Source organism: Micromonospora sp. WMMC250 (assembly GCF_027460215.1).
GTDB classification, from domain to species: Bacteria; Actinomycetota; Actinomycetes; order Mycobacteriales; family Micromonosporaceae; genus Micromonospora; species Micromonospora taraxaci.
The window spans coordinates 2,051,876-2,078,806 of record NZ_JAPZBJ010000002.1 but is presented as its reverse complement, the minus strand read 5'-3'; the positions used below and the strand labels follow the sequence as shown (position 1 = coordinate 2,078,806).

The window sequence follows — 26,931 nt, the reverse complement described above, 5'->3', positions numbered from 1 at the left end:
GCCCGGTCGGCGCGGGCCGGCGCGGGGTCACCTCAATGGACGGTGCTTGTTAGACTCCTGCCTTGATGATCATGGTGCGGGGGCGCGGCGACGACCACCGAAGCTGGCGGTGATATCGATGGAGGACGGCTTCGCTGTCGACGCGGAGGAGATCCGTGCCCACGCGCGCAACATCGACGCGCTGGCCGCGCGCTTCGCGGCGGTGAAGGCGGCGAGCGCGCACATCGCGCAGGACGACTCGGCGTACGGGTTGCTGTGCGGGTGGATCGCCGGGGTCCTGGAGAGCAAACACGTTCGGCAGGACGAGCTGTTCGCCGGCGTCGAGGAGAACCTGACGCTGGCCGCCACCGGGCTGCGCCGCACCGCCGACGACTACGACGCGGTCGACGGCGACAACGCCAGCCTGATCACCGACGTCGGAAACCAGTTGGCCCGATGAGGGCCGCGCGATGACCGACAACTCGCTGGTCGCCGACGTCACGTCCACCCGCGAGGTCTGGACGGGCGCTTCCCTGGCCGACAGTGTCGAGGGGCTGGTCGACGCGATCAGGAGTGAGGGCTGGGTCGACGACCTGCTCGCGGGCGCCGCGTTCGGGCTGGATGTGGCGGTGACCGTGCTGGACCCGTTCAGCGCGTTGCTGGCCAACGGTCTGGGCTGGGCGATGGAATACTTCGAGCCGCTACGGGACATGCTCGACAAGCTCACCGGCATGCCCGACGTGGTGGCCTCGCACGCCGCCACCTGGAACAACATGGCCGCCGAGCTGCACAGCATGGCCAACGACCTGCGGTCGCACCTGGATGGTGACCTGCCCGAGTGGTATGGCCAGGCCGCTGTGGCGTACCACAATCTGATGGACCACAACGTCGAGGCTCTCGGTGGCCTCGGCGCGGTCTCCGCGGCGCTGGCGGCGGCCACCGAGGGCGCGGGCAACCTGGTGGCGTTCACCCGCGACATCGTGCGCGACCTCATCGCCGACCTGGTGGCGCGCGTGGTCGTCTGGGCCGTGGAGGCCATCTTCGTCGTCACGATCCCGGTCATCGCCGCGCAGATCACGGCCGCCGTCGTCAAGTGGGCCGGGCGCATCCTGATGTACGTGGGCGCGCTGATCACCAGCCTGACCAACCTCACCCGCATCGTGAACGGATAAGGCGTCCATGGCGAGGCCCGGAAGACCCGGTGGCGGCAGCGGTGGCGGCACGGGCGGCGGTGGCGCCGGCAGACCCCCGAGGAGCTACGGCGGCATCAACGCCGCGAACGGCATCTCCAGCGCCCAGCAGGCCACCGGCCAGGCGCGGCAGCAGGGCCATCCGCCGGGTGTCGGCCAGGGGTCCACCACCACACCGCCGAGGCCGACCCGGCCCCCCGCGCCGACCACGCCGCCGCCCGCCGGGGGCATCCACCACAGCGACGCGTCTCGGAAACACATCATCGAGGGCGACGGTGGTCGCCAGGGCGGCCACCTCGCGGGCACCGGCTTCTCCAACAAGACGGAGTTCCCGAAGAGCTGGGACGAGGCGAAGATCCTCGACGCCGCGCACCGGGTGACGCAGCAGGGGCCACCGACCAGGGGGCCAAACCCGACCAAGGACGCGGACGGCAACCCGGTGTGGGCCTACGACTACGTCGGCGTCGTGGATGGGGTGGAGGTCAAGACGACAGTGCTCGCCGATGGCGAGATCCGCACCGCCTTCCCGTCGAGAAAGACCGACCCGGGAGTCATCCTCAACCCGCCGGCGCCCAACCCCGCGCCGCAGGGAGTCCCGATGGGCAACCCGCCCCGATACAGTAGTCCCGACGTCGGCGGCGACGGCAGTTGGACCTGGGAGGGCCCGAAGGGCAACAAGATCATCAGAGTGGTCCAGGACGACCAGGGCAACGTCACGCGGACCGAGCTGGGCGACTACAAGAAGAGATGAACACCATGGACACCAAGATGTACGCGGCGGTCGGCGAGGTGTGCCGACGGCTAGCGGGTCGACTCTCCGACGACGCCCTGGGCAGTGTCCGTGAGCAGTACGCCGCAGGTGAGCTGGACCTGGCCGACGCCACCCTCCTACTCAGCCTGGATTACCAGGGCGTCGGTGTCACCGCCGAGGAACGCGACCTGATGCGCACGTTCGTCGGCGAACCCGACGGTCCCGACCTGGCCGAGGTGCCCGTCGTGGCGCAGGTGCCGCCACTGGCGTACCGGTTCGTGCCCGACGGCCCGGCGGAAGCCCCGGATCCGGCGCCGGCCGACGCGCTGCTCTCCGCCGACGCTCCGAACTGGGATGGCCTCGCCCTGCATCGCGCCTGGCGTGCCCCGCTCGACGGCGCGCCCGACGCGGCAACGTGGGCGTACGTGTTGCAGGTGGCCGAGGGCACGGACGAGCTGTCGACGTACTCGGGCGTGATGTCGAGGCTGTGGGTCAGACTGCAACAGAAGTGGTCGGTGGAGGTCATCGCCGGAGGCTCGCCGCGCACGCCCTACCAGGAGGCGGCGTTGGCCGGTTCCCGGGCCGTCTGGCGCGCCTGAATCACACCCCGCGCCGGGGTCTGCTCGGTGGAGAACCTGAGCCGGAATCCGGGGATGGGCAAGGGATCTTCCCGGAGTCGCGGCACCTGTCGGTGGTCAGATGATGGCGGGCATGAAACGCGCTGCGCTCTTCCTGATCGCCGGACCTGTCGGTATCGCCGCCTACGGCCTGGTCCGTCTCTGGGGTAGGTCGGATGGGGTCTACGGCCCGGGGTTCGACTGGCAGGCCGCGCACCTGGTCGCCCTCGCGGGCATGGTGTGCTTCGTGCCGGCCGTGCTCGCGCTGTCCCGTCTGCTGCCGGCGAGCCGATGGCGCGACGGGGTGGTGGTCCTGACGTTCGTCGGGCTTGCCGCGACGATGGTGCAGTTCGGTGCCGACATCGTCGAAGGGCTCCTGGCCGCCGACCGGGCGGAGATGTCGGCGCTTGGCGCGGACTTCAAGGACATCCCCGGTGTCGAGGTGGCCTTCTACGACGTCGTACCCCAGTTCTTCTTCGTCGGCCTGGTCGTCCTGGCCGGCATGCTGGCGGCCCGGCGGCGGCTGCCCTGGTGGAGCGTGCCGCTGTTGCTCGGTGGCATCGTCCTGCCGGTGGTCACGCTCGACCTGCTCCCCATCGCCGGCCTGTGCATGCTGGTGGCGCTGGCCCCGGCGCTGCCACTCCTGGGCCGGCAGAGCGAACCGGTCGAGTCACCGGTGACCGTCCACTGAGACGACCGGTCCCCGCCGTCGATTGTCGACGGCGGGGACATACGTGCGGGGGGTGCTACTTCAGGGCGAGGGTGCGGGCGTCGGCGGCGATGACGCTGGCGATCTGGGCCGGCACCAGCTTGCCGGCCTGCCGGTCGGCGTAGGTGGCCAGCTCGGCGTACTGGGCGTGGACCAGTTTGGTGGTCATCGCCGTGACGGCCCCCGCATCGGCCCCGGAGGTGAGGACCAGGTAGCCGAGGCCGGCCTGGCTCACCGTCACGGTGAAGGTGCTCGTCGCGGTGGCGGCACCCTCGGGCCCGCTCACCTGGACGGAGATGGTGTGCCGACCGGCGGTCAGCTTGGCCAGGTCGAGCTTGCGCCCGGCCGCAGACTTCTTGCCGTCGAGCGTGACGGTGACGGTGTCCGCGTTGGTGGTGGCCACGGCGATCACCGGAGACTGCGCCCGATCCAGGCGCGCGCCGTCGGCCGGCGAGGTGATCTGCACGGTCGGGTCGGTCGACGCCCGCTGGAGGAAGGCCGCGTTCCAGCCGACCAGCTCGGCCGCGCGGTTGGTGATGATCGCGTCCGCGCCGATGCGCTCCAACCGCTGCCACAGGCCGGCCGAGTCCATCGTCCAGGCCATCACGGCGACGCCGGCCGCGTGCAGCGGGGCGACGACCTCCGGCTTGGCCAGCAACGCTTTGCCGTCCGGGTTGTACGCGGTCAGGTGCAGCTCCCGGGCGATGGCCACCGGATCGGCGTCCAGGGTGCTGCGGAGCAGGCCCAGCGGCAGTTCGGGGGCGAGTTCGTAGGTGTACCGCAGCGCGTCGACCTCGAAGCTCTGGACGAAGACGCGGCCCGTCATCTGCTCGTCCCGGATCACCTTGACGATGGTGGCGACCTCGTCGCGGGTGTGCTTGCCCTTGATCTCCAGCAGGAGGTTGCCGCCGCGGGTCCGCAGGTCCGCCAACTGCTCGGCGAGGGTGGGCACCCGCTCACCGACATACTGCGGGCCGAACCAGGAGCCGGCGTCGAGCGCCTTGATCTGCGCGGCGGTCAGGTCCCGGATGGCGCCGGTGCCGTCGGTGGTCCGGTCTACCGTGGTGTCGTGCAGGATGAACGGGACGCCGTCCCTGCTCGGCTGGACGTCGTTCTCGATCCAGTCCGCACCGCCGCGACGCGCGATCTCCTGCGCGACGAGAGTGTTCTCCGGTGCGGCGGCGGACGCGCCCCGGTGGGCGATCACCGTGAACGGGCTGCCCTCGGGTCGCAGGTAGCCGTTCGCCGCCAGCTCGGTGACGGTGACGTCGTCGTACGAGACCGTCGCGCCGTTGACGAAGAGCCCCTGCACGCCGTCGGCGGAGCGTTGGAGACTGTTCGTCCGCATCGCCTCCCGCCCGTCGAAGATCCAGCGGGCCTGGTTGCCGTGCACCTCGACGGCCACCCGGACGTCCCGACCGGTGCCGGCGGCGTACGGGGCGGAGGCGGTGTTCGTCACCACCCAGGCGTTGCCCGTGGTGCGCTGGGCGAACTCGAGACCGTTGGCGGCGGTGGTGCCGCTGCGCATGGTGGCGATCCACCACGGGGTCGCCCCGTCGGCGGGGACGTCGATGCCGAGCGAGGCCCAGCGGGTCGCGGCGGAGACCGTCTCGAAGCGCATCGTCGCCTCGAGGCGGAAGTCGTTCAGGTGCCGACCGAAAGTGATCTTGTTGTTGTCGCTGGAACTCGCTGAGGTTCCGTACAGCCGGCCGTTCTCGACCTTCCAGGTGCCGTCGACCGCGTTCCAACCAGCGGGCAGCGACCCGGACGAGAAGCTCTCCGAGACGACGACGCTGCCGGGCCCGGCGGTGGCCGGCGACGAGGTCGCGACGGCGACCGCGCCGGCAGCGCCGGTGACGGCGAGCGCGGCGACGGTGGCGGCGACCCGGGTACGCAGGCCGCCGAACCTCGGCCCGGTGCGATCGAGCGACGATGGTGCGGGTAGGACAGTCATGGCCGGAACGGTACGAAGCGGCCCCGAACTGATGATCAATCAAGCGTTGCCGTCGACGGAACGCTCGGTGTACCGCTACCGACCTGAGCCGGTCAGCCTGAGATCAGTGCGTCAGGCCGGTGCAGGCGGTCCCGTCGATGGTGCACGCCTCGGGGGTCGCGCCCGCCAGTGAGCCGTTGACCCGGAACGTCACCCGGACCGACGCGCTGCCCGGCACCTGGCCGGCGCTTCCGTCCGGCACGAACGTCCACACCGCACCGTCGCGGCTGGCCCGTGCGCCCTCGACGCCGCTGACCCGCAGCGACTCCCGGGGCAGGGTGACCGTCAGCGTCCACTGCGGCACCGACACCGACCCGGGGTTGGTAATCGTCACCGCCGCGCCGTAACTGAGCAACGCGTTGTCCGCGACGGCGAAGTCGGCCGTCAGGGCGGCCGGAGCGGGCGAGGCGGTCGCACCGCTGGGGGTGGGCCGGGTCGACGCCCCGGCCGTCGGCGCTGAAGCGGTGGCCGACGCGGCCGGTGGGGGAGCGGACGCCGTCGGACTGCTCGCCGCCGGTCGCGCCTGCGCCCGTGGGGTGTCCGGCGCGGGCGTGCCCACCGGGTCGGCGGACGGCGGCGCGTCGAGGGTCAACGGCGTCAGCTTCTCCGGCGTACGCAGCAGTCCGACGACGGCGACGGCCGTCACGACGAGCACCCCGAGCGCCGCGATCGCGGCCACCCAGGTGGCCCGCGAGACGTCGTCCCGACCGGTGAGCACCCGCCGTGTGGCCGTGGCGAGAGCCACGATCCGGTCCAGCAGGATGATCGCCACAGTACGGCGTGGTTGGGGTGGTGTTGCCGGCACTGCCTGTCTCCCCTTCGGTTCGTCGCCGGATGCGCCGGCGATCCGTGCGGATCGCGGCTGTCATCGGCCGTGTCACAGACCGCGAAGCCCGACGAGGATCGCCTCGAGCAGATCCTCGGTCGGCAGCTCCGACAGCATCGGCGGGTCGTGCGTCTCGATCAGCCCGGCCGTGAGCAGGTCGCCGAGCAGCACCCGAACGGTCCCCAACGGAAGGTCCAGCTCGGCGCCAACCTCGGCCACCGACACTGGATGGTGGCACAGCTCGACGAGCCGCGCCTGTTCAGGGAAGAGCGGCGTGGGCGGCGTGACACCTCGACGGGCGACGACCAGTGCGATCAGGTCGAACTGGCCGCCCGTGGGCGCGGTACGCCCGCCGGTCATCGTGTAGGGCCGGGCTACCGGTCCCGCCTCGTCGTCGTACCACGCCTCGTCAGCGGTGCCGGTGCTGCGCACCTGTGTCCCCGATCGTCGCCGAGGAGGCCGGCCCCAGACGGATGGGCAGGTGCCGCTCGGCCTGCCCCACGAACATCGCCACCTCGTAGGCCATGTCGCCGACCTCGACGTCGTCGCCGGCGATCCGCACGGTGAGGATGGTCCCGTTCGGGATGGTGGCGATGAAGAGGAACGCCCGCGACATCTGGACCACCACCTGACGAAGCGCACCCCCCTCGCAGACGCGGGTGGCGGCCAGCCCCAGACCGATCAGGCCGGCGACCACACCGGAGATCTGCTCGACCAGCTCCGCACCCACCTGCCGCGAGCCGCCGAGGGGCAGCCCGTCGGGGGAGAGCACCACGGCGAACTCCGCGCCGTGCACTCGGTCGACCAGGCGGTCCAGGGCACCGGTCAGGCCGTCGTTGGTGACCACTGCGGACGTCATGGATGTCTCCTTGCTGTTCTGGCGATCGGGATCTCGACCGTGTCGAGGCTGGTCCTGTCGTTTCCGAAGCCGGACGGCCCGGCCTGGCGAACCCGTGTCGGCAGCGCGCCGTCGCCGTTCGGGGCGGGCGGGTCGACGGCGTCGCGGGAGGGCGGATAGGTGGTGCCGGTGGTCGCGCCGGGGCCGTCGCCGCGGGGCGTGACCAGCGCGGCCGGGAGGAGCACGATCGCCGCCGTCCCACCTCGCTGGCTGGGACGCAGGGAGACGCGGGCACCGCACCTGTCGGCCAGTACGGCGGCGGCGTACAGACCTGCGAAACCCGGGGGAGGGCCGTCCGGTGGCGGACTGCCGAACAGGTGGTTCGCCTCCGCCAGCGTCGACGCGTCCAGACCGGACCCGTCGTCCACGACCAGGACCGCGCAGCCCTGCGGGCGGGGCTCGCCGGAGACGCGGACCGTGGTGTCCGACGCCGAGTGGGCGAGAGCGTTCTCGATCAGCTCCGAGAGCAGATGGACGACGTCTGTGACGGCAGGGCCCGCCAGCGACCACGGCCAGTGCGGAGCGATCAGGACCCGGTGGTAGTCCGGCACCTCGGCGACCGCGCCGCGCGCCACGTCGAGCAGTGGCACCGGCCGCCGCCAGCGGCGGGCGGGCGTCGCGCCGGCGAGGGCGATCAGCTTCTCCACGTTACGTCGGACCCGGGTGGTGAGGTGGTCGAGCTGGAACAGCTCGTTGGTCTCCTCCGCCGACCGCTCCCGGCGTTGCATCCCGTCCAGCAGGTTGAGCTGGTCGCGCAGCAGTGCCTGGTTGCGTCGGGTCAGTCGCAGGAACAGGTCGTGGTTGCCGCCGCCCGGTGTCGTGCCGCCGGCCCCGGACTGTGCGGGGTCCGGGGCCGGGGTGTCATCGCCCGTCCTGGTCGGTGCGTCGGTCAGGCGGCGGACGGTGTTCACCCAGCTCAGCAGGAGCACGACCACGACGATGAGGCCCAGCCCCAGCACTGCGCCGGTACGCGCGATCACCACTGCCGCGCCCGGCGCCGCCCGATCGGCACTGCTGCGGGCGGTGGTCGTCACCAGTGTCTGCAACGCGCCGAGCGAGGCGTCCGCGGCGGCCCGCCAGGCCTGCGCGGTGACCCCGGCCGGGGTGGCGCCGGCGTCGCCGGAGAGCAGCAGGTCCTCCAGGGCGAGCAGGTTCGCGAAGTCGGGCCCGCCCACCAGGCGCTGGTACTCGCCCTGGTCGTCGGCGGGCAACCCGGCGGCCGCCTCGCCGCGCGCGTACCGCTGGCTGCTGACGAGCTCGGTCAGCCGCCGCCGCTCGTCGGCCCCGAGCCGACCGGTGGTCAGGGCCGTGCTGACCACCGTGTCTTCCCGGGCGAGCAGCTCCCGGGCGCGGGCCAGCGCGATCACCGCGCGGGTGTCGGCGGCCAGCGTGCTCTCGTACGCGCCCCACTCCGGGCCGTACACCCGGAAGGCGACGTCGATGACCTGGTCGTACCCGTCGACCGCCTTGGCCACGTCGAGACGCCCGGCGTCCACCCGGGAGCGGATCGTGCTCAGGCCGTCGAGTCGCCGGACCAGCTCGCCGGCCCGGTCCCGGACGTCACCGGCGCTGAGCAGTCGAAGGTCGCTGCCGTCGGCGAACTCGCGGATCTCGGCGGTGGCCCGGTCGGTCCCCCGGCGCGCCTCGACGAGCGGTGCCACCGCCGGCGCGGCTCTCGTGACCGTCTCGGCGGTCAGTCGACGTTCGGTCTGCAGGCCCACGATCAGGCGGTCGACGGGTTGGCCCAGGGTGCCCGCCAGCGCGCGCACCCGCAGCAGATCCATCGCGTCCTGGCTGGCCACGTAGGCCGCGTACGACCAGAGGGAGACCAGCACGGCGGCCAGCACGACCAGCCTGAGCCGGATCAGCCGCACCTCGTTACGCGTCACGTTTCGCCCCGCTCACCGGACGGTTCGCCGGGGCCACGGCTGGCCTGCCGTGTCGGCGGCCCGGTCGGCGACGAGAGTGCGCAGCAGCGCCAGCAACTCGGTGCGGTTGGCGCAGTTCAGCCGGTTGCGCATCCGCGCCACGTGGTGTTCGACGGTCTTCGCCGAGATGAAGAGTCGGTCGCCGATCTCCCGGTAGGTCAGTCCGGCCAGCACGAGTTCGGCGACCTCGTACTCGCGGTCGCTGAGCCCCTGCTGGGTGGGGCCGGCGACCCGTGCCGTGCCGGCACCGGTCGCCGGTGCCGGCCCGCCGGACGGCCGTCCCTGGAGTGCGCGGGCGCATTCGAGCAGGGTGGTCATCGCCCGTCGGTCCGCGGTGCGGATGGCGGCCTGACCGGCGAGGCGTGCGCCGTCCCAGCACAGCCCGGTGTCGTGCAGCCCCCGGGCGGCGGCCTCCACCCGGATCGGGTCGACGTCGCCGCGCAGCACCTCCACCCAGCTCTGTGCTGCGGCGGCGACCACGGCGGCGTACCGGCTGTGGTCGGCGGCGGCGAGCAACGCGGCGACGTGTTCGTCGGCGGTCGTCGGCTCGGCGGTCAGGATCGCGGCGTGCAGGCCGCTCCAGCGCAGCGGGACACTCCACAGTGGTGGATCGCCGAGCCGGCTCAGCAACGCACGTCCCTGGATCAGGTACGGCTCCAGCCGGGCCAGGTCGCCGAGCCGCGCGCCGGCGATGGCCAGCTCACCGAGCGGCAGCAGGGTGAACAGGTCGACGGGGTGCCGGACCACCGCCTCCAGCGCCTGCCCCCAGCCCTGCTTCAGCGCACCGAGGTCGCTGTTGCGTCGGCTGACGCCCATCCGGATCGCGGCGGCGAAGAGCAGGTCGCGGGACTCCAGCTGCCGCCCGTCGAGCGTGACGGTGGCGAGGCGTTCGGTCGCGGCGTGCGTGTCGCCCCGGACCATCAGGATCCAGGCCTGCAACAGCCGGTGGCGGCGTGCCATCAGCGGGCCACCGACACCGGCGGCCAGGGCCCGGTGCAACACCCGTTCGGCGATCTCCAGCTCACCGCAGTGCACGGCGGTCAACGCGGCGAGCGCGGCCGGGCTGTCCGGCAGGAGCGCCGCCCGCCCGTCCGGTTCCAGCAACGCGGCGGCCTGGACGAGGGCGGAGAGCGCGGCGGTCGGCGGGCCGGACACGCTGTCGCGTACGCCGGTGGCCATCAGGCGGGCGGCGCTGGCGTGCATGGTCGGGGGCTCGCCGGTGGGGTCACCCGGCGGTGGCTGGGCCGTGACGTCCAGGTCTCCGGTGGCGATCCCGCCGACGGTGGCGAAGGCCGTCGCCGATGCGGTGCCCGCCCACCGGTACAGCTCCACGCTGCGCCCGACGTGACCACGGTGCGCCAGGGCGGTCGCGGCCACCACTGCCGCCTCGCGGCGGTCGGGTGGGGCGGCAGTGGCCAGCAGCCGGTCGGCCAGGCGGAGGGCGTCGTCGAGGTTGCCGGCGAGCGCGGCGGCGAGCGCCTGCTCGGCGCCGGCTGGCCGGCCGGCCGCCGTGGCGGCCGCGAACAGGTCGGCGGCGAAGGCCGGCTCGTCGGCCAGCGCCTCGTTGGCCGCGGCGGCCAGGGTGGTGACCGGACAGTCGCCGAGCGCGCCCACCGCGAGCAGGGACCGGACCAGCGGCAGCACCGCACCACCCCGGGCGAGTTGCAGCTCGGTGAGCCGCCGCCAGACCGCAGCTCGCTCGGTGGTGGGGCTGAGCGTCGTGACGGCCCGCCGCACGATCGGCGTCAGTCGGCCGTCGGCGCCGAGCAGCCCGGCCGCCCTGGTGGTGGCGATCAGGTCGTCCACCGCCGCCGGTTCCCTGTCGACAAGCGCGCCGAGCATGCTCACCGGCAGTGTCCCGCCCGCCGCGACGGCGAGCAGCAGATGTCGTACGGCGGTGGGCTGGACGTCCAGGTCCGGTCCGAACTCCGCGACCACGGACCGGGGTGGGTTGACCACCGCGCCGGTCCGGGTTTCCGCGCCGGCCAGGCCACGGGCCAGCCGTTCGACGTCCCGGGGTACGCCGCCGGTCTGGGCGTGGACGAAGTCGACGAGGTCGTCACGGCTGCTCAACTCCGGTGTGTCGGCGAGGTAGGCGGCGGTCTGCTCCCGGGTGAACGGAGTGAGGAGCATGGCCTGCCCGTCGCGGCGCAACGCGTCGACCAGTTCGCTGAGCGCCGCGGACCGGGGCCACGGGCGGTGGGCGACCACCAGTCGGTGGCGGCGGGTGGCGAGCAGGCGTAGCAGCACCTCGACGCGTGCGTCGTCGAGCAGGTGCGCGTCGTCGACAAACACCACTGTGTCGGGGTCGACCGCTTCGCCCGGCTGGGGGGCGATGGTGCGGACGGCGATCCCGGACCGTTGGTGGACTCGCGCCAGTTCCGTCAGCAGCGCGGTCTTTCCGTGACCGCCGGGGCCGGCGATGCCGACACTGAGCGGCCCGGCCGGTTCCTGTCCGACGGCGTCCAGCAGAGCCTGCGGCCCTCGATCCAGGGTCAACCCGGATTCGGCGATGTCGTTCATGATCATTGGGGTCATCCTTCGCGTCCCCGGCTGCGGGCCAACGCCAGACGGGACGGTTTCGGCAGGTCCAGTGGGAGGACCCGGACCGGGGGCCGCGGTGGCGGATCACCCGGAACGGTGGTGTCGTGGTGGGGGCGGCGGGGTGCCGGGAGGGTGGCCCGCCCGGCGCCGCTGACCGGGGCCGTGTCGCGGACCGGTGGGTTTCGGCGGGCGCGCGGCGACACCACCTGGCAGGCGGCCATCGCCGCCCCGGTGGCGGCGGTCAACTGGGAGTCCGGTTCGACCTCGACGGGGACCGGGAGGGCCGCGCTGATCAGCTCGGTGACGAGCGGGACGCGGGTCGAACCGCCCGCCAGCAGGACACCGTCGAGGTGCTCCGGTGTCAGGTCGGCGCTGCGCACAGCCCGCACGAGAAGGTCGACGGTGACCTGCACCGTCGGGCGGATCATCGCCTCGAACTGGGCCCGGGTCACCGGTATCCGGGCCGGGCCGTTCGGTAGGGCCAGCACCACGTCGGCCGCCAGGTCGACGGTCAGCACCCGCTTGACCCGGTCGCACTCCGCGCGCAGCCCGCGCAACGCCGCCTGGGTGCCGCGGCGTGCGCTGGCGGCCAACTCCCGGGCCAGCGCGGTACGGGTGTGCTCAGCCAACGCCTCGTCGAAGTCGGCCCCGCCCAGCGAGTCGAGCCCCTGGGGAGTGCCGAACGTCTCGTAGGTGCCACGCGGGGTGCGCCGCACCAAGGCCGCCTCGAAGCTGTTGCCGCCCAACGCGTAGACGACAGCCGTGCTGCCGGCGAACCCGCGGGCCGCGTGGCTCTCGGCCACCGTGACCGTACGGGGCAGCAACGTCACGTTGTGCAGGCCGAAGCCGGACAGGGCCCGGTGCAGCACCTCCCGCCGGTACGGACGCCACCCCGCCGGGTGGCTGAGGACGATCGCCTCGGCCGGGCCGCCCTCGAGGGCGTGGACCCGCTCCACCACCCAGGCCGCCAGCTCCGCGGTGAGCGTCTGCGGCGCGCAGGCCTCGCCGCCGAGCAGCAGGGGCACGTCGTCGCCGATGCGGTGGACGAAGTCGCGCGTGGTGCGGCTGCCGTCGTCGGTGGCGGGCTCGCCGACGTGCAGCGAGCCGTCCTCCGACAGGCACAGCACCGACGGTACGACTGTGGAGTCGACGTGCAGCGGGACGGCCTCGGGACGGGTCCAGGTGCTGCCGTGCAGCCGTGCGACGGCGGCGGCGGTGTTGGTGCTCCCGATGTCTATCCCCAGGACGTACGGCATCGCTTCTTCTCCCCCCGTGAGGTGGCCGCCGGTGGCGATGGCGTCGGTGCTGCCGACGACCCACCCCCGGCGAAACCCGCGGGCTCCTACGTTCGTACCAGAGATGAGACCCTGGTCGGGACCCTAATCTCGCCGGGACGGTTTCCCCCTGTCCCCCTAACGTACGAGGTGGCGGACTCCCTAGTTCAACCGGCCCGGATGCGGGCTCAGCCCCGATGCCCGGGGGGCGGGCCCGGCAATAGCGTCACTGTCGACGTACGACACGTCGCCGACGCCAGATCCGAGGAGAACCAGCACATGGACTCGCACCAGACCCTCCACGACTTCGTGCTCGACCTGCTGACGAACCCCGACGCGCGGTCGGCCTTCGACCTCGACCCCGAGGGTGCGCTGCGTGGTGCGGGGCTCACCGACATCACCGCGGCGGATGTCCAGGACGTGGTGCCGCTGGTCGTCGACTACGCGCCGGGCCAGGGGCTCGGGCCGATCGCCCCGGCCGTCGGGCAGCTCGGGCTGGACCCGCTGGTCACCGACACCACCGACGTGGTGGGCCAGTTGCAGAGCGTGGCGCAGCAGATCAGCGTCACCAGTTCGCCCACCGGCGTGGACGTCAAGGCCGGCGTGCTCGGCGCCATCGCTGTCGACCCGTCGACCGCCGCCGCCGGGATCACCGTCCTGCCGGGGGTCGGCCTGGGCATCGGGCCGAACGGGCTCGACACCGACCTCGCCGGTGTGGGCGACGTGGCGTACACCCTCGACGCCGACGTCGTGCAGCCGGTGGACGCGATCGCGGACCCGGTCCTCGGCGACGTCACCGGCACCGTCGGCGACCCGAGCGGTCTGCTCGGTGTCACCGACTCGAACCTGATCGGCGGCGACCTGACCGGTGGTGTCCTGCCCGGCACCCACGGTCAGCTCGGCGGGGTCGTGAACTCCCTCGGTGTCAACGACACCCTGAGTGGGCTCGGCCTCGGGCACGGCGACGGTGTCGTCGGCGGTGTGGTCCCACCGCTCGACGTGCCGTCGGCTGTGGGCGGCGTGACGCACCAGGTGGACAGCCTCCTCCCCGGTGTCACCGGCACTGTCGGTGACGTGACCGGTGGGGTCACCGACGGTGTGCTCGGCGGCGACTCGCACGCCTCGTCCGATCACGGGCTGCTGGGTATCACCGGCGGCCTGCTCTGACCCGGATCTCCGGTCGGAGCGGGGGACCGGATCGCCTCGGGCGATCCGGTCCTTCCCGGTTCCCCACCCGGTCCCTCTTGATAATTGAGCCGAAATCCGCACACTTGGTGCGGTGATGGCCGGGATCTGGTTGGACGTGCTGGACGAGATCGCCCGCACGTGCAGTGCACACGGTCGTGCTGACCTGCTCCAGACGGTGCGGCAGAAGCGTGCGCAACTGCTGGATCCGACGCTGCGCGTCCTCGTCATCGGCGAACCCAACCAGGGCAAGAGTCAGCTGATCAACGCGATCATCAACGCCCCGGCCTGCCCGGTCGGCGACGGCCGCACCACAGTGCTGCCCACCGTCGTGCGGCACGCGGAAGCCCCTTCCGCGGTGGTGGCGCAGGCTCCGGCGCCGGCCTCGGGCCGTCCCGCCGGCACTGCCGACGCGGTGACCGTCGAGCGAACGCCGGTCGCGCTCGACCAGGTCGCTGCGGGCGTGGCCGGAACAGTCGGTCGGCGTCCGGGCGGCGGCCCGGCGTACGTCGAGATCGGTGTGCCACGTGCCCTGCTCGGCGCCGGGATGGTGCTGGTGGACACTCCCGGCACCGACGAGGTCGCCGGTGTCGGCGGCGCCGTCCCAGTCGCTGCTCCGGCCCGCGCGGACGTCGTGCTGCTGGTCTCCGACTCCACCCGGGAGCTGTCGGTCGCCGAACTGAACATGGTGCTGCACGTCATGCGGTCACACCCGAACGTGGTCGTGGTGCAGAGCAAGACGGATCTGGTGGCCGACTGGCGCACGGTCGCCGAACGCAATCGGCAACACCTGGTGGAGGCCGGCGTCCCGGCGACGCTGATCCCGGTTTCGGCGACCCTGCGACTGCGCGCCGCCGCGGCCGACGACCGTGGCCTCAACGCCGAGTCGGGGTTTCCCGAGCTGATCGCCCGACTGCAACGCGACCTGGCCGGCAAGGCCAACCATCTGGCCCGCGCATCGGTGCAGACGGTTGCCCGGACGGTCGTGGAGCAGTTGGCCGCTCCGCTGCGCGCCGAGTTGGAGACCCAGGAGACCGAGGAGCAGTCCGGGCCGATCTCCCGGTTGCACGCGGCGCAGCGCGAGGTGGACGAGCTGCGCAGGTGTTCCACCCGCTGGCAGAACACGCTCAACGACGAGATCGGCGACCTGCTCTCCGACATCGAGTACGACCTTCGTGATCGGACGCGGGAGATCCTGCGTACGGTGGACGAGGCGTTCGACACCGCCGACCCTCTGGTGGCCTGGGAGACCTTCCAGGACTGGCTGGAGAGGAGCCTGGTCGACGCGGCCGAGGCGAACCGCGAGTGGCTGATCCAGCGCTGCGACTGGATCGCCCGCCGGGTGGCCGCCAACTTCAACAGGTACGGCTACGACGTGCTGCCGGCCTGGTCGATGTCCATGCCGGACGACATCGGTGAGCGGATGCCGGAGCTGCAACGTCCGACGATCGACAGGTTCACCACCGGCCAGAAGTTGTTCACCGGCATGAAGGGCTCGTACGGCGGCATGCTGATGTTCGGTCTGGCGACCACCCTCGCCGGCATGCCGATGATCAACCCGGTCTCGGTCGGCATCGGTGCGCTCTTCGGTGGCAAGAGCATCCGCGACGAGAGCAAGCAGTTGCTCCGCCGCCGGCAGGCGACCGTCAAGACCACCATCCAGCGCCACGTCGACGACGTCTTCGTCCGGATCAGCCGGGACTGCCGGGACGCTGTCCGCCAGGTGCAGCGGATGCTGCGCGACCACTTCACGGCGCTGACCGAGGAGTTGCAGGAGGCGATCGTCCAGTCGTTCCGCAGCGCGAAGCAGGAGGCCGACACCGACGCTTCCCTTCGTGAGCAGCGACAACGCGAGATCCGGCTGAAGATGACCCGGCTGGCCGCGCTCTACGAGCAGGCGCAGCAGTTGACCGGCGTGCGGTCCGCCCCGCTGCTGCTGGAACCGCAGACATGACGGTGGGGCTGCGCCTGGACGAGGCGGCGTGGGGCCTGCTGCACCAGGCCATCGAGCTCTACCAGGACAACCCACGGGTCGTGGCGCAGTTGCGCAACCAGGTGGCCCGGTTGGAGCAACCTCTGCGGATCGCGGTCGTAGGCCCGTGGCGATCCGGCAAGTCGACAGTGGTCAACGCGTTGATGGGTGAGGAGGTCGCGCCTGTCGAGCGGGCCGACGGCGTCTTCACCTGGTACGAGGACGGCCCGGTGCCGCGCGCCACCGCGTACCCGTCGGGTCAGCCTCCGCAGGAGTTGGCGGTGGTGAAGTCGGCGACCGGCCTGCGGGTGGATCTCGGCTGGGACACCGGCGACCTCCGCGACATCGTCGTGCAGTGGCCGACGCGGGCGCTGCGGCAGATCACGCTCATCGACACCCCGGCGGTCAACGGTGACGTCGAGCAGGGCCTGGCGTCGGTGTTGGAGCGGGTGTTGCGGGACTCGGACGCGGTGTTGTACCTGACCCGCGACGGTCGTGACAGTGATCTGCGGGTGCTGGAGGCGGCCCGGGACGGCGCCGTCGGGCAGGCCGCCCCGGTTAACGTGATCATGGTGCTGTCCAGGGCGGACGAGACCGGGGGAGGTCGGATCGACGGCCTGCTCACCGCCCGCCAACTCGCCCGCCGGCACTACCGTGATCCACGGGTGGGCGCGCTCAGTGTGAACGTGGTGGCGTGCAGTGGGATGCTCGGCCTGGCGGGCAGGATGCTCGGCGAGTCGGACTTCGCGGCGCTCGCGGCCCTCGCCCGCGTGCCCCGGGCGGAGCTGGATGCCCACCTGATCTCGACCGATCGCTTTCTCCGGGGCGAGCTGCCGGTTCGGCTGGACACCGAGGTGCGCGCCGCGTTGCTCGACCGATTCGGGATCTTCGGTGTCCGGCTGGCGGCCACCCTGGTCCGAAGTGGCTTCGACAGCCGGGTGAAGCTCTCCGCCGAGTTGATCCGGCGCAGCGGTCTGACGGAGCTGCGCGAGTCGGTGACCCGCTGCTTCATCGACCGTCGTGACGCGTTGAAGGCCCGGTCCGCGTTGGCCGCGGTGGAGGCGGTGCTGCGGGCCGAACCCACGCGGGGTTCGGACGAGGTGGTCGGCGCGGTCGAGCAGATCCTCGCGGGTGCGCACGAGTTCCGGGAGTTGCGCCTGCTGGTGGCGTTGCGCAACACCCGGCTCGGGTTCGACGCGGAGTTGGCCGACGAGGCGCAGCGGCTGGTCGGGGGCAACGGGGTGGGCCTCGCCGCCCGGCTCGGTGTCGAGCACGAGGCGACCGCGCAGCGGCTCTGGGAGGTCGCCGCCGAGGCGCAGTGGCGGTGGCGGGACCGGGCCGAGGACCCGCTGCTTCCGCTGGCGCAGCGGCGCGGTGCGCAGGTCGTCGTCCGGAGCTGCGAGGGAATGATCGCCGAGCTGGTCGCGGGTGGTCGCTGAGCGGGGACGCGGTTCGGGGGCGGCCGTCCCGGCCGCCCCCGTCTGCTCAGCGCGGTTGGTAGGTCTGGCAGTCGGCGATGTCCTGGCCCGGACCGACCCGGATGGACGGTGCGTGGCACTCCAACTCGGCGTTGTGCTGGCAGTCGCTGCGCTTGCAGGCCCCGACCTGGGCGATGACGCGGTCTAGTCCGCCCTTCGCCGAGGTGTCGATGAACGTGGCGCAGTTGGCGTTCTGCTGCCCGATGGTGATGGCGAAGGCGTGGCAGCCATCGTGGTTGTAGCCGCAGTCGGTGACGGTGCACTCGTGTACCCGCGGCATCTCCAGCATGTCGGTCATCGGCGTTCTCGCTTCCGTCGGTGGTGCGGGTCATCGCAGTACCCGGCCCCGACGGGACAATTCGCGCCTTCACGGGATATTTTGGCTAGGGCAGCCTTGCCTAACCCCTGAGCAACGCGCGAGCCACCACAGGACCGGGCCCCGATCGTCTGGCGCCACCCACGCGCGGATCCCCGGCCCGAAAACCGTTATTCGATCTTGTGTTGCACAGTCGTCCCTGACCTGCGGAGATAACGCTCTCACGGATGGTGGGAGAGTGCTTGACGCGCCCGTCGCCGGAACGCAACGATGCATTCACATATCTCGTCCCACCACCGCCTGGCGTGATCGGCGCACGCCGTCCCCGCACCGCGAAAGGACCCCACTGTGCGCAGATCCCTGAGATCGTGGCTCGGCCTCGCGCTGAGCACGATCCTCGTGGCGGGCGGCATCGTCGCCGCGCCACCCACGGCCAGCGCCGCACCGTTCACCGTCCTGGTCTTCAGCAAGACCGCCGGATTCCGGCACGGATCCATCACCCCCGGCATCGCCGCCATCCAGCAACTCGGCGCGGCCAACGGGTTCACCGTCGAGGCCACCGAGGACGCCGCCCAGTTCACCGACGCCAACCTGGACCGGTTCGCCGCGGTGATCTGGCTGTCCACCACCGGCGACGTGCTCAACGCCGCCCAGCAGGCCGCGTTCGAGCGCTACATCACCGGCGGCGGCGGGTACGTCGGCGTGCACTCCGCCTCCGACACCGAGTACGACTGGCCGTGGTACGGCGGGCTGGTCGGGGCGTACTTCGCCTCGCACCCGGCCGAGCAGACCGTCACCGTCAAGGTCGCCGACCAGGTGCACCCGTCCACCGCGGGGCTGCCGCAGCGCTGGAGCCGGTTCGACGAGCTGTACAACTACCGGACCAACCCCCGGGGCAACGTGCACGTGCTGGCCACGCTGGACGAGACCACCTACACCGGCGGCAGCATGGGGGCCGACCACCCGATCTCCTGGTGCCAGAACTACTCCGGCGGCCGAGCCTGGTACACCGGCCTGGGCCACACCGACGCGTCGTACAGCGAGGCGAGCTTCCGCCAGCACCTGCTCGGCGGCATCAGGACCGCGGCGGGGGAGGTCGACGCCGACTGCGGTGGCACCGTCAACAGCAGCTTCCAACAGGTGGAGCTGGCCAAGGGCGCGGCCGAGACCGGTGAGCCGATGAGCCTCACCGTCCTGCCCGACCGGGGCGTGCTGCACACCTCCCGCAACGGCGTGATCCGGCACACCGACGCCAACGGCAACACCAAGATCGCCGCCACCCTGCCGGTCTACACCGGAGACGAGGAGGGCCTGCAGGGCATCAAGGCCGACCCCAACTTCGCCACCAACCGCTGGGTGTACGCCTACTTCGCCCCACCGCTGAGCACCCCCGGCGGTGGGGCGCCCGCGGAGGGCACCCCAGCCCAGTTCGCCGTCTGGGACGGTGTCAACCGGCTGGCCCGGTTCACCGTCAACGCGGACAACACCATCAACCTGGCCAGCGAGACACTGATCCTCAACGTGCCGACCAGCCGGGGCATGTGCTGCCACGTCGGCGGTGACATGGACTTCGACGCCGCCGGCAACCTCTACCTGTCCACCGGCGACGACACCAACCCGTTCGACTCGGCCGGCTTCACCCCGATCGACGAGCGCGCCGGACGCAACCCGGCGTTCGACGCCCAGCGCACCTCGGCGAACAGCAACGACCTGCGCGGCAAGGTGCTCCGGATCAAGCCGAGCGCGGCCGGCGGCTACACCATCCCGACCGGCAACATGTTCGCCCCGGGCACCGCGCGGACCCGCCCCGAGATCTACGCGATGGGCTTCCGCAACCCGTTCCGGATGAGCGTGGACAAGGCCACCGGCATCGTCTACCTCGGCGACTACGGTCCGGACGCGGGCACCGCCGACCCGAACCGGGGCCCGGCGGGCAACGTCGAGTTCGCCCGCATCGACCGGCCCGGCTTCTACGGCTGGCCCTACTGCACCGCCCGCAACGACGCGTACAACGACTACACCTTCCCGTCCGGCCCGTCCGGGGCGAAGTTCAACTGCGCCGGCGGACCGGTGAACAACTCGCCCAACAACACCGGCATCACCCAGCTCCCGCCGGCCATTCCGGCCTGGCTGCCGTATGGCGGCTCCGGTTCGCCGCCGGAGTTCACCGGCGGCGGCCTGTCGCCGATGGGTGGCCCGATCTACCGGTACGACCGCACCAGCACCTCGCCCGTGGCGTTCCCCGAGTACTACGACGGGACCTACTTCGCCGGGGAGTTCGGCCGTCGCTGGATCAAGAACATCAAGCTCGATTCGACCGGCCAACCACTGAAGATCAACCCGTTCCCGTGGACCGGCACCCAGGTGATGGACATGGAGTTCGGGCCGGACGGCGCGCTCTACGTCCTCGACTACGGCACCGGCTGGTTCAACGGCGACGCGAACTCGGCGCTCTACCGCATCGAGTACGCCCGCGAGGGTCGAGCTCCCGTCGCCCAGGTCTCCGCCACCCCGACCAGTGGCACCGCGCCACTGACCGTGGCCTTCTCCTCGGCCGGCACCCTCGACCCGGACGGGGACCCGTTCACCTACGCCTGGGACTTCGACAACAACGGCACCACCGACTCGACGGCGGCGAACCCCAGCTTCACGTACACCACCAACGGGACCCGCAGCCCGACGTTGACGGTCCGGGACACCACCGGCAAGACGGCCACCGCGAGCGTGGTCGTCACGGTCGGCAACAGCGCCCCGGTGGTCACCGTGAACACCCCGTTGAACGGGCAGACCTTCACCTTCGGGGACGCGGTGCCGTTCTCCGTCACCGTCACCGACGCCCAGGACGGTGCGATCAACTGCGCCCGGGTCAAGGTGAACTACGTCCTCGGCCACGACTCGCACGGCCACCAGCTCGGCAGCGTGCAGGGGTGCTCCGGGGTCATCCAGACGTCGAAGGATGGCGAGCACGACGCGGCGGCGAACATCTTCGGCATCATCGACGCCGAGTACACCGACCTGGGCGGCGGTGGCCAGCCGGCGCTGACCACGCACACCCAGGCCGTCCTGCAACCTCGGGTACGTCAGGCCGAGCACTTCGGTGACTCGTCCGGCGTGCAGATCGTGGCGGGTGCGGCCGGGAACGGCGGCGCGGCGGTCGGCTACATCGACAACAACGACTGGATCTCGTTCCGCCCGTACAACCTGACCGGCGTCCAGTCGTTCAGCGCCCGGGTCGGCGCGCCGGCCGGCGGCGGTGGCACGTTGGAGCTGCGGGTGGACTCGCCCACCGGCCCGCTGGTCGGCTCGGCCACCGTCACACCCACCGGCGGGTACGCCACCTTCGCCACCGTCACCGGAGGGATCACCGCCGTCACCGGCACCCGGACCCTGTTCCTGGTCTTCAAGGGCACCGGCCCGTACTTCGACATCGACGAGTTCACCCTCTCCACCAGCCCCGGTGGACCGGGTCCGGACCCGGACCCCGACCCGGATCCCGAGCCGGGAGCGAACCTGGCCCGGGGCAAGCCGGCGCGAGCCTCCAGCCTCGAGGGCGCGTACGGCGCCGCCAACGCGTTCGACGGCGTCGCCGGCACCCGGTGGAGCAGCGCGTTCAGTGACCCGCAGTGGATCGACGTGGACCTCGGTGCCACCTACGCGATCAACCGGGTCAAGCTGACCTGGGAGGCGGCGTACGGCAGCGGCTACCAGATCCAGACCTCCCCGGACGGCGTCACCTTCACCACGATCCGCACGGTGACCGGCGGCGACGGCGGAGTGGACGACCTGACCGGGCTCACCGGCTCCGGCCGGTACGTCCGACTCCTCGGCACCACCCGGGGCACCGCCTGGGGCTACTCGCTGTTCGAGTTCGAGGTGTACGGCGGCACCGGCGGCCCGACCGGACCGACCGGCAACCTGCTCCTGAACAAGCCGACGACGACGTCCAGCAACGAGGGAGCCGACGTGACCGGCGCCCAGGCGGTCGACGGCAGCCTCACCACCCGCTGGTCGAGCACCTTCTCCGACCCGCAGTGGATCCGCGTCGACCTCGGCAGCCCGACCGCGATCGGTCGGGTCAAGCTGAGCTGGGAGGCGGCGTACAGCAGCGCGTACCAGATCCAGACCTCGAACGACGGCACCACCTGGACCACAGTGAAGTCGGTGACCGGCGGCGACGGCGGGGTGGACGAACACACGGCGCTCAACGCCAACGGTCGCTACCTGCGGATCAACGGCACCGCCCGGGGCACCGGCTACGGCCACTCGCTCTGGGAGGTGGAGGCGTACACCAGCTGAACCGCAACCGGTGACGTGGCCGGCACGGGTCTCCGTGCCGGCCACGTCCGTCCCTCACCTGGTGGGCGGTGGCGCGGGTTCCGGGTGGCCGTGCTGTTCGATGTGGCGCGCCCACTGCCGGGTGAGCGCCGCTCCGGCGGCGCGGCTCGTCACCTGCCGCCGATACGGCCGGTCGCCGCGCTGGTCATCCTGCGCGACCGGAGACGAACCGAGCGGGTAGGCGACGACCGGCCAACGCCCGGAGACCGCTCGATACGGCCAGACGACCACGGTGGCCAGCAGCGCGGCGAGCCAGGTGACCAGGTAGCCGAGGACAATCAGGACGAAAAAGGGGAGAACGAGCAGCTCGAACGGCCCGCCGTCTCCGCCGGCGAGCCATGTGCCTTGAGGAAAGCGGGGACGCCAGGCGAGACGGCGTCGACCCACCCGCCAGGCGTGGAGCCGACCAGACTCGTCCCGCCACCCCGCCACCCCGCCACCATGACGACATGGTGGCCCACCGCGACAACACCAGCAGTACCGGGCTGTGGCGGATCAGTCGTCGGCGACGGACACCGGCTCCGAGCCGATGCAGCGCACCTTCAACTCGTACTCCCGGGTCGGCCCCTGGAACGTGACCTCGACGTCGTCGTCCGGGCCCCGGTCCACGTCGCGGACCCGGTAGCCCTGCGCGGGCGCCCAGGACACGAGGCGTACCCCGCCGGCGCCGCACTCGGCCACGGCCGTGCCACCGTCGGTGGCGAATCCCCGGCGGACCCCGGAGCTGGCGCTCGGCGCGGCGCTCGTGCCCGGTGCTGCGCTCGTGCCCGGCGCGGTAGGAACAGCGCCCGTCGTGCCGTTGGGCGTCGGTTCCGGTGCGGCGAGCGCCCGCTCGATCTCGGCCTCGCTGCGCACCCCGCCCGGGGTGCCGGTGATGCTCTCGCCCACCAACCGGATCGCGCCCAACCCGATCAGGGTTGCCGCAGCGGCGGTGGCCACCCAACCGGTGGCGACGAGGATCGAACGACGGCCCATGCTCCGACTATCCCCGATCAATCGTTGTCGTCGGCACATGCGCAGGCTAAGGCACGGTTAACGTGCGTCTCGCCGGCGGCGGGAGCGGTTAGCCTGCCACCTGTGGCCCGCCTGCTGCTCATCGAGGACGACCTGACCATCCGTACCCCGCTGATCCGTGCCCTCCGGGAACGCGGCCATGCGGTGGCCGCGGCCTCGACCGCGATGGCCGGGCTCCGCGACGCGCTGGAGGACCGGCCCGACCTCGTCGTGCTCGACCTGGGCCTACCCGACCTGGACGGGCGCGAACTGCTGCGGATGCTGCGCGCGGTCAGCTCGGTACCGGTCATCGTGGCCACCGCACGTGACGACGAGACCGAGATCGTGCGCGTGCTCGACGCCGGCGCCGACGACTACGTGGTCAAGCCGTTCACTGCGGCGCAGCTCGATGCCCGCGCCCGGGCGGTACTGCGCCGGGGCCCCTCCGGCGCCGACGCGCAGGAGGCGGCGCTCGTCGTCGGTGGGCTGCGCGTCGACCCCCGGGCCCGGCAGGTCACCCTGGACGGGGTGACTGTCGAGCTGACCCCCCGCGAGTTCGACCTGCTGCACCACCTCGCCGGCCGACCCGGCCAGGTGGTCACCAAACGTGAGCTGCTCACCGAGGTCTGGCAGATCCCGTACGGCGGCGCGGACAAGACCGTCGACGTGCACCTGTCCTGGTTGCGTCGCAAGTTGGGGGAGAACGCGCAGCAGCCTCGCTACCTGCACACGGTGCGCGGAGTCGGGGTCCGCCTCGAAGCGCCGGCGGCGCAGCCGTGAGGGCACGTCTCGCGCTGCTGGTCGCCGCGGTCAGCGTGCTCACCCTCGTCGCGTTCCTGGTGCCGCTGGCGTTGCTGGTCCGTACCGTCGCGGAGGACCGGGCCACCGTCCGGGCCACCGCCGACGCGCAGAGCCTGGTGCCGGTCGTCGGCACCGCCGACGCGGCGACCATCCGGCTCACCGTGGAGCAGCTCGCGGCGGAGTCCGGACGGCCGGTGAGCGTCTTCCTGCCGGACGGGACGGTGCTCGGCGCGCAGACCCCCCGCACCCCGGCGGTGGCGCTGGCCGCGCGTGGGCAGAGCCTCACCGGGGAGTCGGCGGACGGCCGGGAGGTGGTCATCGCCGTGCAGGGTCGGACGGACGGCACCGGCGTGATCCGGATCGCGGTGCCGCAGCACGAGCTGACCGCCGGGGTCACCAGGGCGTGGCTGGTGCTGGCGTTGCTCGGCGTCATCCTCGTGCTGATCGGGTTGCTGGTCGCCGACCGGTTGGCGCGCACCCTGGTCCGCCCGATCAGCGACCTCTCCGCCGTCTCCCACCGCCTGGCCAACGCCGAGTTGGACGCCCGGGTCACCCCCGCCGGTCCGCCCGAGTTGCGCGAGGTGGCCGGCGCGCTCAACCACCTCGCCACCCGCATCCAGGTGCTGCTGGTGCAGGAACGCGAACAGGTCGCCGACCTGTCACACCAGTTGCGTACCCCGCTGACGGCGTTGCGGCTGGAGGCGGAGTCGTTGCGCGACCCGGACGACGCAGCCCGGATCACGGCGGCGGCCGACGGTCTCGAACGCGCGGTCACCGGGCTGATCCGACAGGCCCGGTGGCGGCACTCACCGGCGGCCCAGCCGGCCGCGGCGGACGCGGCGGCGATCGTCGCCGACCGGGTCGCGTTCTGGTCGGTGCTGGCCGAGGACACCGGTCGGGCCGTCACCCTCGACCTGGCGTCCGGCCCGCTCCCGGTCGGTGTGGCCGCCGATCATCTGACGGCGGCCGTGGACGCGCTGCTCGGCAACGTCTTCGCGCACACCCCCGACGGCACGCCGTTCGCCGTCCGGCTCGCCGGCGACGCCGGGGAGGTGGTCCTCACCGTCGCCGACGAGGGCCCGGGCATGCCGGCCGGCGCGGTCCAGCGGGGCGCGAGCGCGGCCGGTTCGACGGGCCTCGGCCTGGACATCGCCCGCCGCGCCGCGCAGGCCGCCGGCGGTCGCCTGGACCTGCGTGCCGGTCCGGGTGGCGGGGCGCAGGTGCTGCTGCGGCTCGGACCGGCGGCGTCGTTGCCTCCGGCGTCGTTGCCTCCGGCGTCGTTGCCTCCGGCGTCGTTGCCTCCGGCGTCGTTGCCGGAGGCATAGCCGCTGCGTTGCCGGGTAGCTGCCAGTCATGGCGCGGTATACGAAACCCGAGCTCAGAGAACAGATCAAGGAAGAGATCAAGGCCTCCGACAAGGGCGGCAGGCCGGGGCAGTGGTCGGCCCGCAAGTCGCAACTGGTCACGCAGGAGTACAAGAGGCGCGGCGGGGGATTTCTGGGCCCGAAGGACGACCGGCAGAAGGCTCTGCAGCGCTGGGGCAACGAGAAGTGGCAGACGAAGGAGGGCGACACCCGAGCCCGCCAGGGCGGCACGACGAGCCGCTACCTGCCCAAGAAGGCCTGGGACGAGATGTCGGAGAGCCAGAAGCGCGCTACCGACACCAAGAAGCGCGAAGCATCCCGGACCGGTAAGCAGTACGTGGCCAACACCGGCCCGGCCAAACGGGCGCGGCGAGACGCCACCACTGCCGGCCGGATGACGGAGATGTCGGTCACCGAGGCGGTCAAGCTGGTCCGCGGCCTGGACACACGCCAGCTCAAGACCGCCCTGCGTAACGAACGGGCCAGCAAGGACCGCAAGACGCTCGTCCAGCGGCTCGAAGCGGAACTCAACCGGCGTGGCTAGCGCGCCGAGCAGGTCAGCGCGCCCCGCCCCTGCCTAAAACGTTGGACGTTCGAGTGGCGGCGACCGGAGAATCGGGCGATGAACCCGAGCATGCTGACCGTCACGTCCATGACGACCACCGAGGAGGCGGAGGCATTCCGGGCGTTGAACGAAGAGTGGATCTCCCACTTCTTCACCATCGAGGAGTCGGACCGCAAGACGCTCAACGACCCGTTCGCCGCCATCGTCGAACCCGGCGGCGACGTGCTGATCGTCCGCGACGGCGGGAAGATCATCGGCTGTGTCGCAGTGGTCCGTAGCTCGGACGACGTCTTCGAACTGTCGAAGATGGCGGTGACCCCGGCGGTGCGCGGCAGGGGCCTCGGCCGCCGGCTCATCGAGGCGGCGATCGCGCGCGCCCGCCAGTTCGGCGCGACCACCCTCTTCCTGGTCAGCAGCACCAAGCTTCCGAACGCCGTGCACCTCTACGAAACCGCCGGCTTCCAGCACGTCAGCCCCGATCAGGTCCCGCCGCCGCCGTACGCCCGCGCCGACGTCTTCATGAAGATGGCGCTCTGACCCGTTCACGCCGCACGCTTTAACCCGGCCTTAGTGTTCGGACAGCGCGCTGCTATCCCGGTTCAGCCGATCCTCGAAGTCGACAACCGAGGAAAGGTGGACACCACGATGAAGCGCACCAATCTGCTTCTGGCGTCGGTCGGCGGTTCGGCGGTGCTGGCGGTGGCCGGGGTCGCGCTGGGCGTCAACGCCGCGAACGACTCGCGGGCGGGCGGCACGACCCTCGCCGCGGCGACCGTCGTCCCGACGCCCACGGACGCGCCCGGTGCCAGCGGTTCGCCGTCGGCCAGCGGCTCGCCGTCGACCGACACCCCATCGGGTACGCCGTCGAGCGGCGCTCCGTCAAGTGGTGCGTCGACCGGCGGTGCGCCGGCGGGCAGCGCCGTCGACGAGAAGCGTGCCGGTGAGATCGCGCTCGCCAAGGCCGGTGGCGGTCAGATCGTCGAGGTCGAGGCCGAGCAGGAGAACGGCCGACCGGTGTGGAGCGTCGAGATCGTCGCTGGCGACACCGAGCACGAGGTGGACGTCGACCGGGACAACGGCTCGGTGGTCAAGGCCGAGCAGGAGCCGGTCGACGACGACGATGACGACGACGACAAGGACGACGACGACAAGGACGACGACGCCGATGACAAGGACGACGACGACTGACCTGGTCATCATCGATCCCCGAATT

At 71.9% G+C, this 26,931-nt stretch carries 24 protein-coding genes; 14 read left to right on the top strand and 10 right to left on the bottom strand.

Annotated elements, in window-relative coordinates; translation table 11 throughout:
• Positions 1-118: 118 nt before the first annotated feature.
• The 5 genes from O3438_RS08945 (at position 119) to O3438_RS08925 (ending at position 3,228) form a co-directional block, all read left to right on the top strand.
• A complete protein-coding gene (locus O3438_RS08945; protein ID WP_269679510.1) occupies positions 119-439 on the top strand; it encodes a type VII secretion target in 321 nt (106 codons plus the stop codon).
• Between the two features lie 10 nt (positions 440-449).
• Positions 450-1,151, top strand: coding sequence for a WXG100 family type VII secretion target (locus O3438_RS08940; RefSeq protein ID WP_269679509.1), 702 nt, complete (start codon positions 450-452; stop codon positions 1,149-1,151).
• A 7-nt stretch (positions 1,152-1,158) separates the two neighbouring features.
• Positions 1,159-1,920 carry an EndoU domain-containing protein gene (locus O3438_RS08935; RefSeq protein ID WP_269679508.1) on the top strand — a complete coding sequence of 254 codons (762 nt, stop codon included), beginning with the start codon at positions 1,159-1,161 and terminating at the stop codon, positions 1,918-1,920.
• On the top strand, positions 1,917-2,519 hold the full coding sequence (locus O3438_RS08930) for a hypothetical protein (protein WP_269679507.1): 603 nt from the start codon (positions 1,917-1,919) through the stop codon (positions 2,517-2,519). The genes O3438_RS08935 and O3438_RS08930 overlap by 4 nt, the downstream gene beginning before the upstream one ends.
• A gap of 112 nt (positions 2,520-2,631) precedes the next feature.
• Positions 2,632-3,228, top strand: coding sequence for a hypothetical protein (locus O3438_RS08925; protein ID WP_269679506.1), 597 nt, complete (start codon positions 2,632-2,634; stop codon positions 3,226-3,228).
• Positions 3,229-3,283: 55 nt separating this feature from the next.
• Here the strand turns inward: O3438_RS08925 and O3438_RS08920 are convergent, their stop codons facing one another.
• The 7 genes from O3438_RS08920 to O3438_RS08890 all read right to left on the bottom strand — a co-directional run bounded on the left by O3438_RS08920 (position 3,284) and on the right by O3438_RS08890 (position 12,691).
• A complete protein-coding gene (locus O3438_RS08920; protein ID WP_269679505.1) occupies positions 3,284-5,200 on the bottom strand; it encodes a glycerophosphodiester phosphodiesterase in 1,917 nt (638 codons plus the stop codon).
• Positions 5,201-5,303: 103 nt separating this feature from the next.
• Entirely contained in the window at positions 5,304-6,044 is a 741-nt protein-coding gene (locus tag O3438_RS08915) for a cellulose binding domain-containing protein (protein ID WP_269679504.1), read from the bottom strand.
• A 72-nt stretch (positions 6,045-6,116) separates the two neighbouring features.
• Positions 6,117-6,497 (bottom strand): DUF742 domain-containing protein, encoded by a 381-nt coding sequence (locus O3438_RS08910; protein WP_269679503.1) that lies wholly within the window; start codon positions 6,495-6,497, stop codon positions 6,117-6,119.
• The gene (locus O3438_RS08905) at positions 6,475-6,924 is read right to left on the bottom strand and encodes a roadblock/LC7 domain-containing protein (RefSeq protein ID WP_088989030.1); all 450 of its coding nucleotides are present in this window, start codon (positions 6,922-6,924) and stop codon (positions 6,475-6,477) included. The genes O3438_RS08910 and O3438_RS08905 overlap by 23 nt, the downstream gene beginning before the upstream one ends.
• Positions 6,921-8,852, bottom strand: coding sequence for a sensor histidine kinase (locus O3438_RS08900; RefSeq protein ID WP_269679502.1), 1,932 nt, complete (start codon positions 8,850-8,852; stop codon positions 6,921-6,923). The genes O3438_RS08905 and O3438_RS08900 overlap by 4 nt, the downstream gene beginning before the upstream one ends.
• 12 nt (positions 8,853-8,864) lie before the next feature.
• Positions 8,865-11,420, bottom strand: a complete 2,556-nt coding sequence (locus O3438_RS08895; protein WP_269679501.1) for a helix-turn-helix transcriptional regulator — start codon at positions 11,418-11,420, stop codon at positions 8,865-8,867.
• A 5-nt stretch (positions 11,421-11,425) separates the two neighbouring features.
• Positions 11,426-12,691, bottom strand: coding sequence for an Hsp70 family protein (locus O3438_RS08890; protein ID WP_269679500.1), 1,266 nt, complete (start codon positions 12,689-12,691; stop codon positions 11,426-11,428).
• A 297-nt stretch (positions 12,692-12,988) separates the two neighbouring features.
• Here O3438_RS08890 and O3438_RS08885 point away from each other — a divergent pair, with 297 nt between their 5' ends.
• The 3 genes from O3438_RS08885 to O3438_RS08875 all read left to right on the top strand — a co-directional run bounded on the left by O3438_RS08885 (position 12,989) and on the right by O3438_RS08875 (position 17,305).
• Entirely contained in the window at positions 12,989-13,876 is an 888-nt protein-coding gene (locus O3438_RS08885; RefSeq protein ID WP_269679499.1) for an IniB N-terminal domain-containing protein, read from the top strand.
• A gap of 115 nt (positions 13,877-13,991) precedes the next feature.
• Complete coding sequence (locus O3438_RS08880; protein WP_269679498.1) at positions 13,992-15,848, top strand: dynamin family protein; 1,857 nt, start codon at positions 13,992-13,994, stop codon at positions 15,846-15,848.
• On the top strand, positions 15,845-17,305 hold the full coding sequence (locus tag O3438_RS08875) for a GTPase (RefSeq protein WP_269679497.1): 1,461 nt from the start codon (positions 15,845-15,847) through the stop codon (positions 17,303-17,305). Before O3438_RS08880 ends, O3438_RS08875 begins: the two co-directional genes overlap by 4 nt.
• Before the next feature lie 46 nt (positions 17,306-17,351).
• Here O3438_RS08875 and O3438_RS08870 read toward each other — a convergent pair whose 3' ends face one another.
• Entirely contained in the window at positions 17,352-17,642 is a 291-nt protein-coding gene (locus O3438_RS08870; protein WP_088991595.1) for a DUF1540 domain-containing protein, read from the bottom strand.
• A gap of 366 nt (positions 17,643-18,008) precedes the next feature.
• Between O3438_RS08870 and O3438_RS08865 the strand changes: the two genes are divergently transcribed.
• Positions 18,009-21,956, top strand: a complete 3,948-nt coding sequence (locus O3438_RS08865; RefSeq protein WP_269679496.1) for a ThuA domain-containing protein — start codon at positions 18,009-18,011, stop codon at positions 21,954-21,956.
• Positions 21,957-22,010: 54 nt separating this feature from the next.
• Here the strand turns inward: O3438_RS08865 and O3438_RS08860 are convergent, their stop codons facing one another.
• Together O3438_RS08860 and O3438_RS08855 are read right to left on the bottom strand one after the other, a co-directional pair.
• The gene (locus O3438_RS08860) at positions 22,011-22,427 is read right to left on the bottom strand and encodes a hypothetical protein (protein WP_269679495.1); all 417 of its coding nucleotides are present in this window, start codon (positions 22,425-22,427) and stop codon (positions 22,011-22,013) included.
• A gap of 63 nt (positions 22,428-22,490) precedes the next feature.
• Positions 22,491-22,970, bottom strand: a complete 480-nt coding sequence (locus tag O3438_RS08855; RefSeq protein WP_269679494.1) for a septum formation initiator — start codon at positions 22,968-22,970, stop codon at positions 22,491-22,493.
• Positions 22,971-23,072: 102 nt separating this feature from the next.
• Between O3438_RS08855 and O3438_RS08850 the strand changes: the two genes are divergently transcribed.
• The 5 genes from O3438_RS08850 (at position 23,073) to O3438_RS08830 (ending at position 26,906) form a co-directional block, all read left to right on the top strand.
• Positions 23,073-23,768, top strand: a complete 696-nt coding sequence (locus tag O3438_RS08850) for a response regulator transcription factor (RefSeq protein ID WP_088989039.1) — start codon at positions 23,073-23,075, stop codon at positions 23,766-23,768.
• Positions 23,765-25,114 carry a sensor histidine kinase gene (locus O3438_RS08845; RefSeq protein ID WP_269679493.1) on the top strand — a complete coding sequence of 450 codons (1,350 nt, stop codon included), beginning with the start codon at positions 23,765-23,767 and terminating at the stop codon, positions 25,112-25,114. Before O3438_RS08850 ends, O3438_RS08845 begins: the two co-directional genes overlap by 4 nt.
• 28 nt (positions 25,115-25,142) lie before the next feature.
• Positions 25,143-25,697, top strand: a complete 555-nt coding sequence (locus O3438_RS08840) for a DUF5872 domain-containing protein (protein ID WP_269679492.1) — start codon at positions 25,143-25,145, stop codon at positions 25,695-25,697.
• 78 nt (positions 25,698-25,775) lie between these two features.
• Complete coding sequence (locus O3438_RS08835) at positions 25,776-26,255, top strand: GNAT family N-acetyltransferase (RefSeq protein WP_332367454.1); 480 nt, start codon at positions 25,776-25,778, stop codon at positions 26,253-26,255.
• A gap of 108 nt (positions 26,256-26,363) precedes the next feature.
• The gene (locus O3438_RS08830; RefSeq protein WP_269679491.1) at positions 26,364-26,906 is read left to right on the top strand and encodes a PepSY domain-containing protein; all 543 of its coding nucleotides are present in this window, start codon (positions 26,364-26,366) and stop codon (positions 26,904-26,906) included.
• Positions 26,907-26,931: the final 25 nt, after the last annotated feature.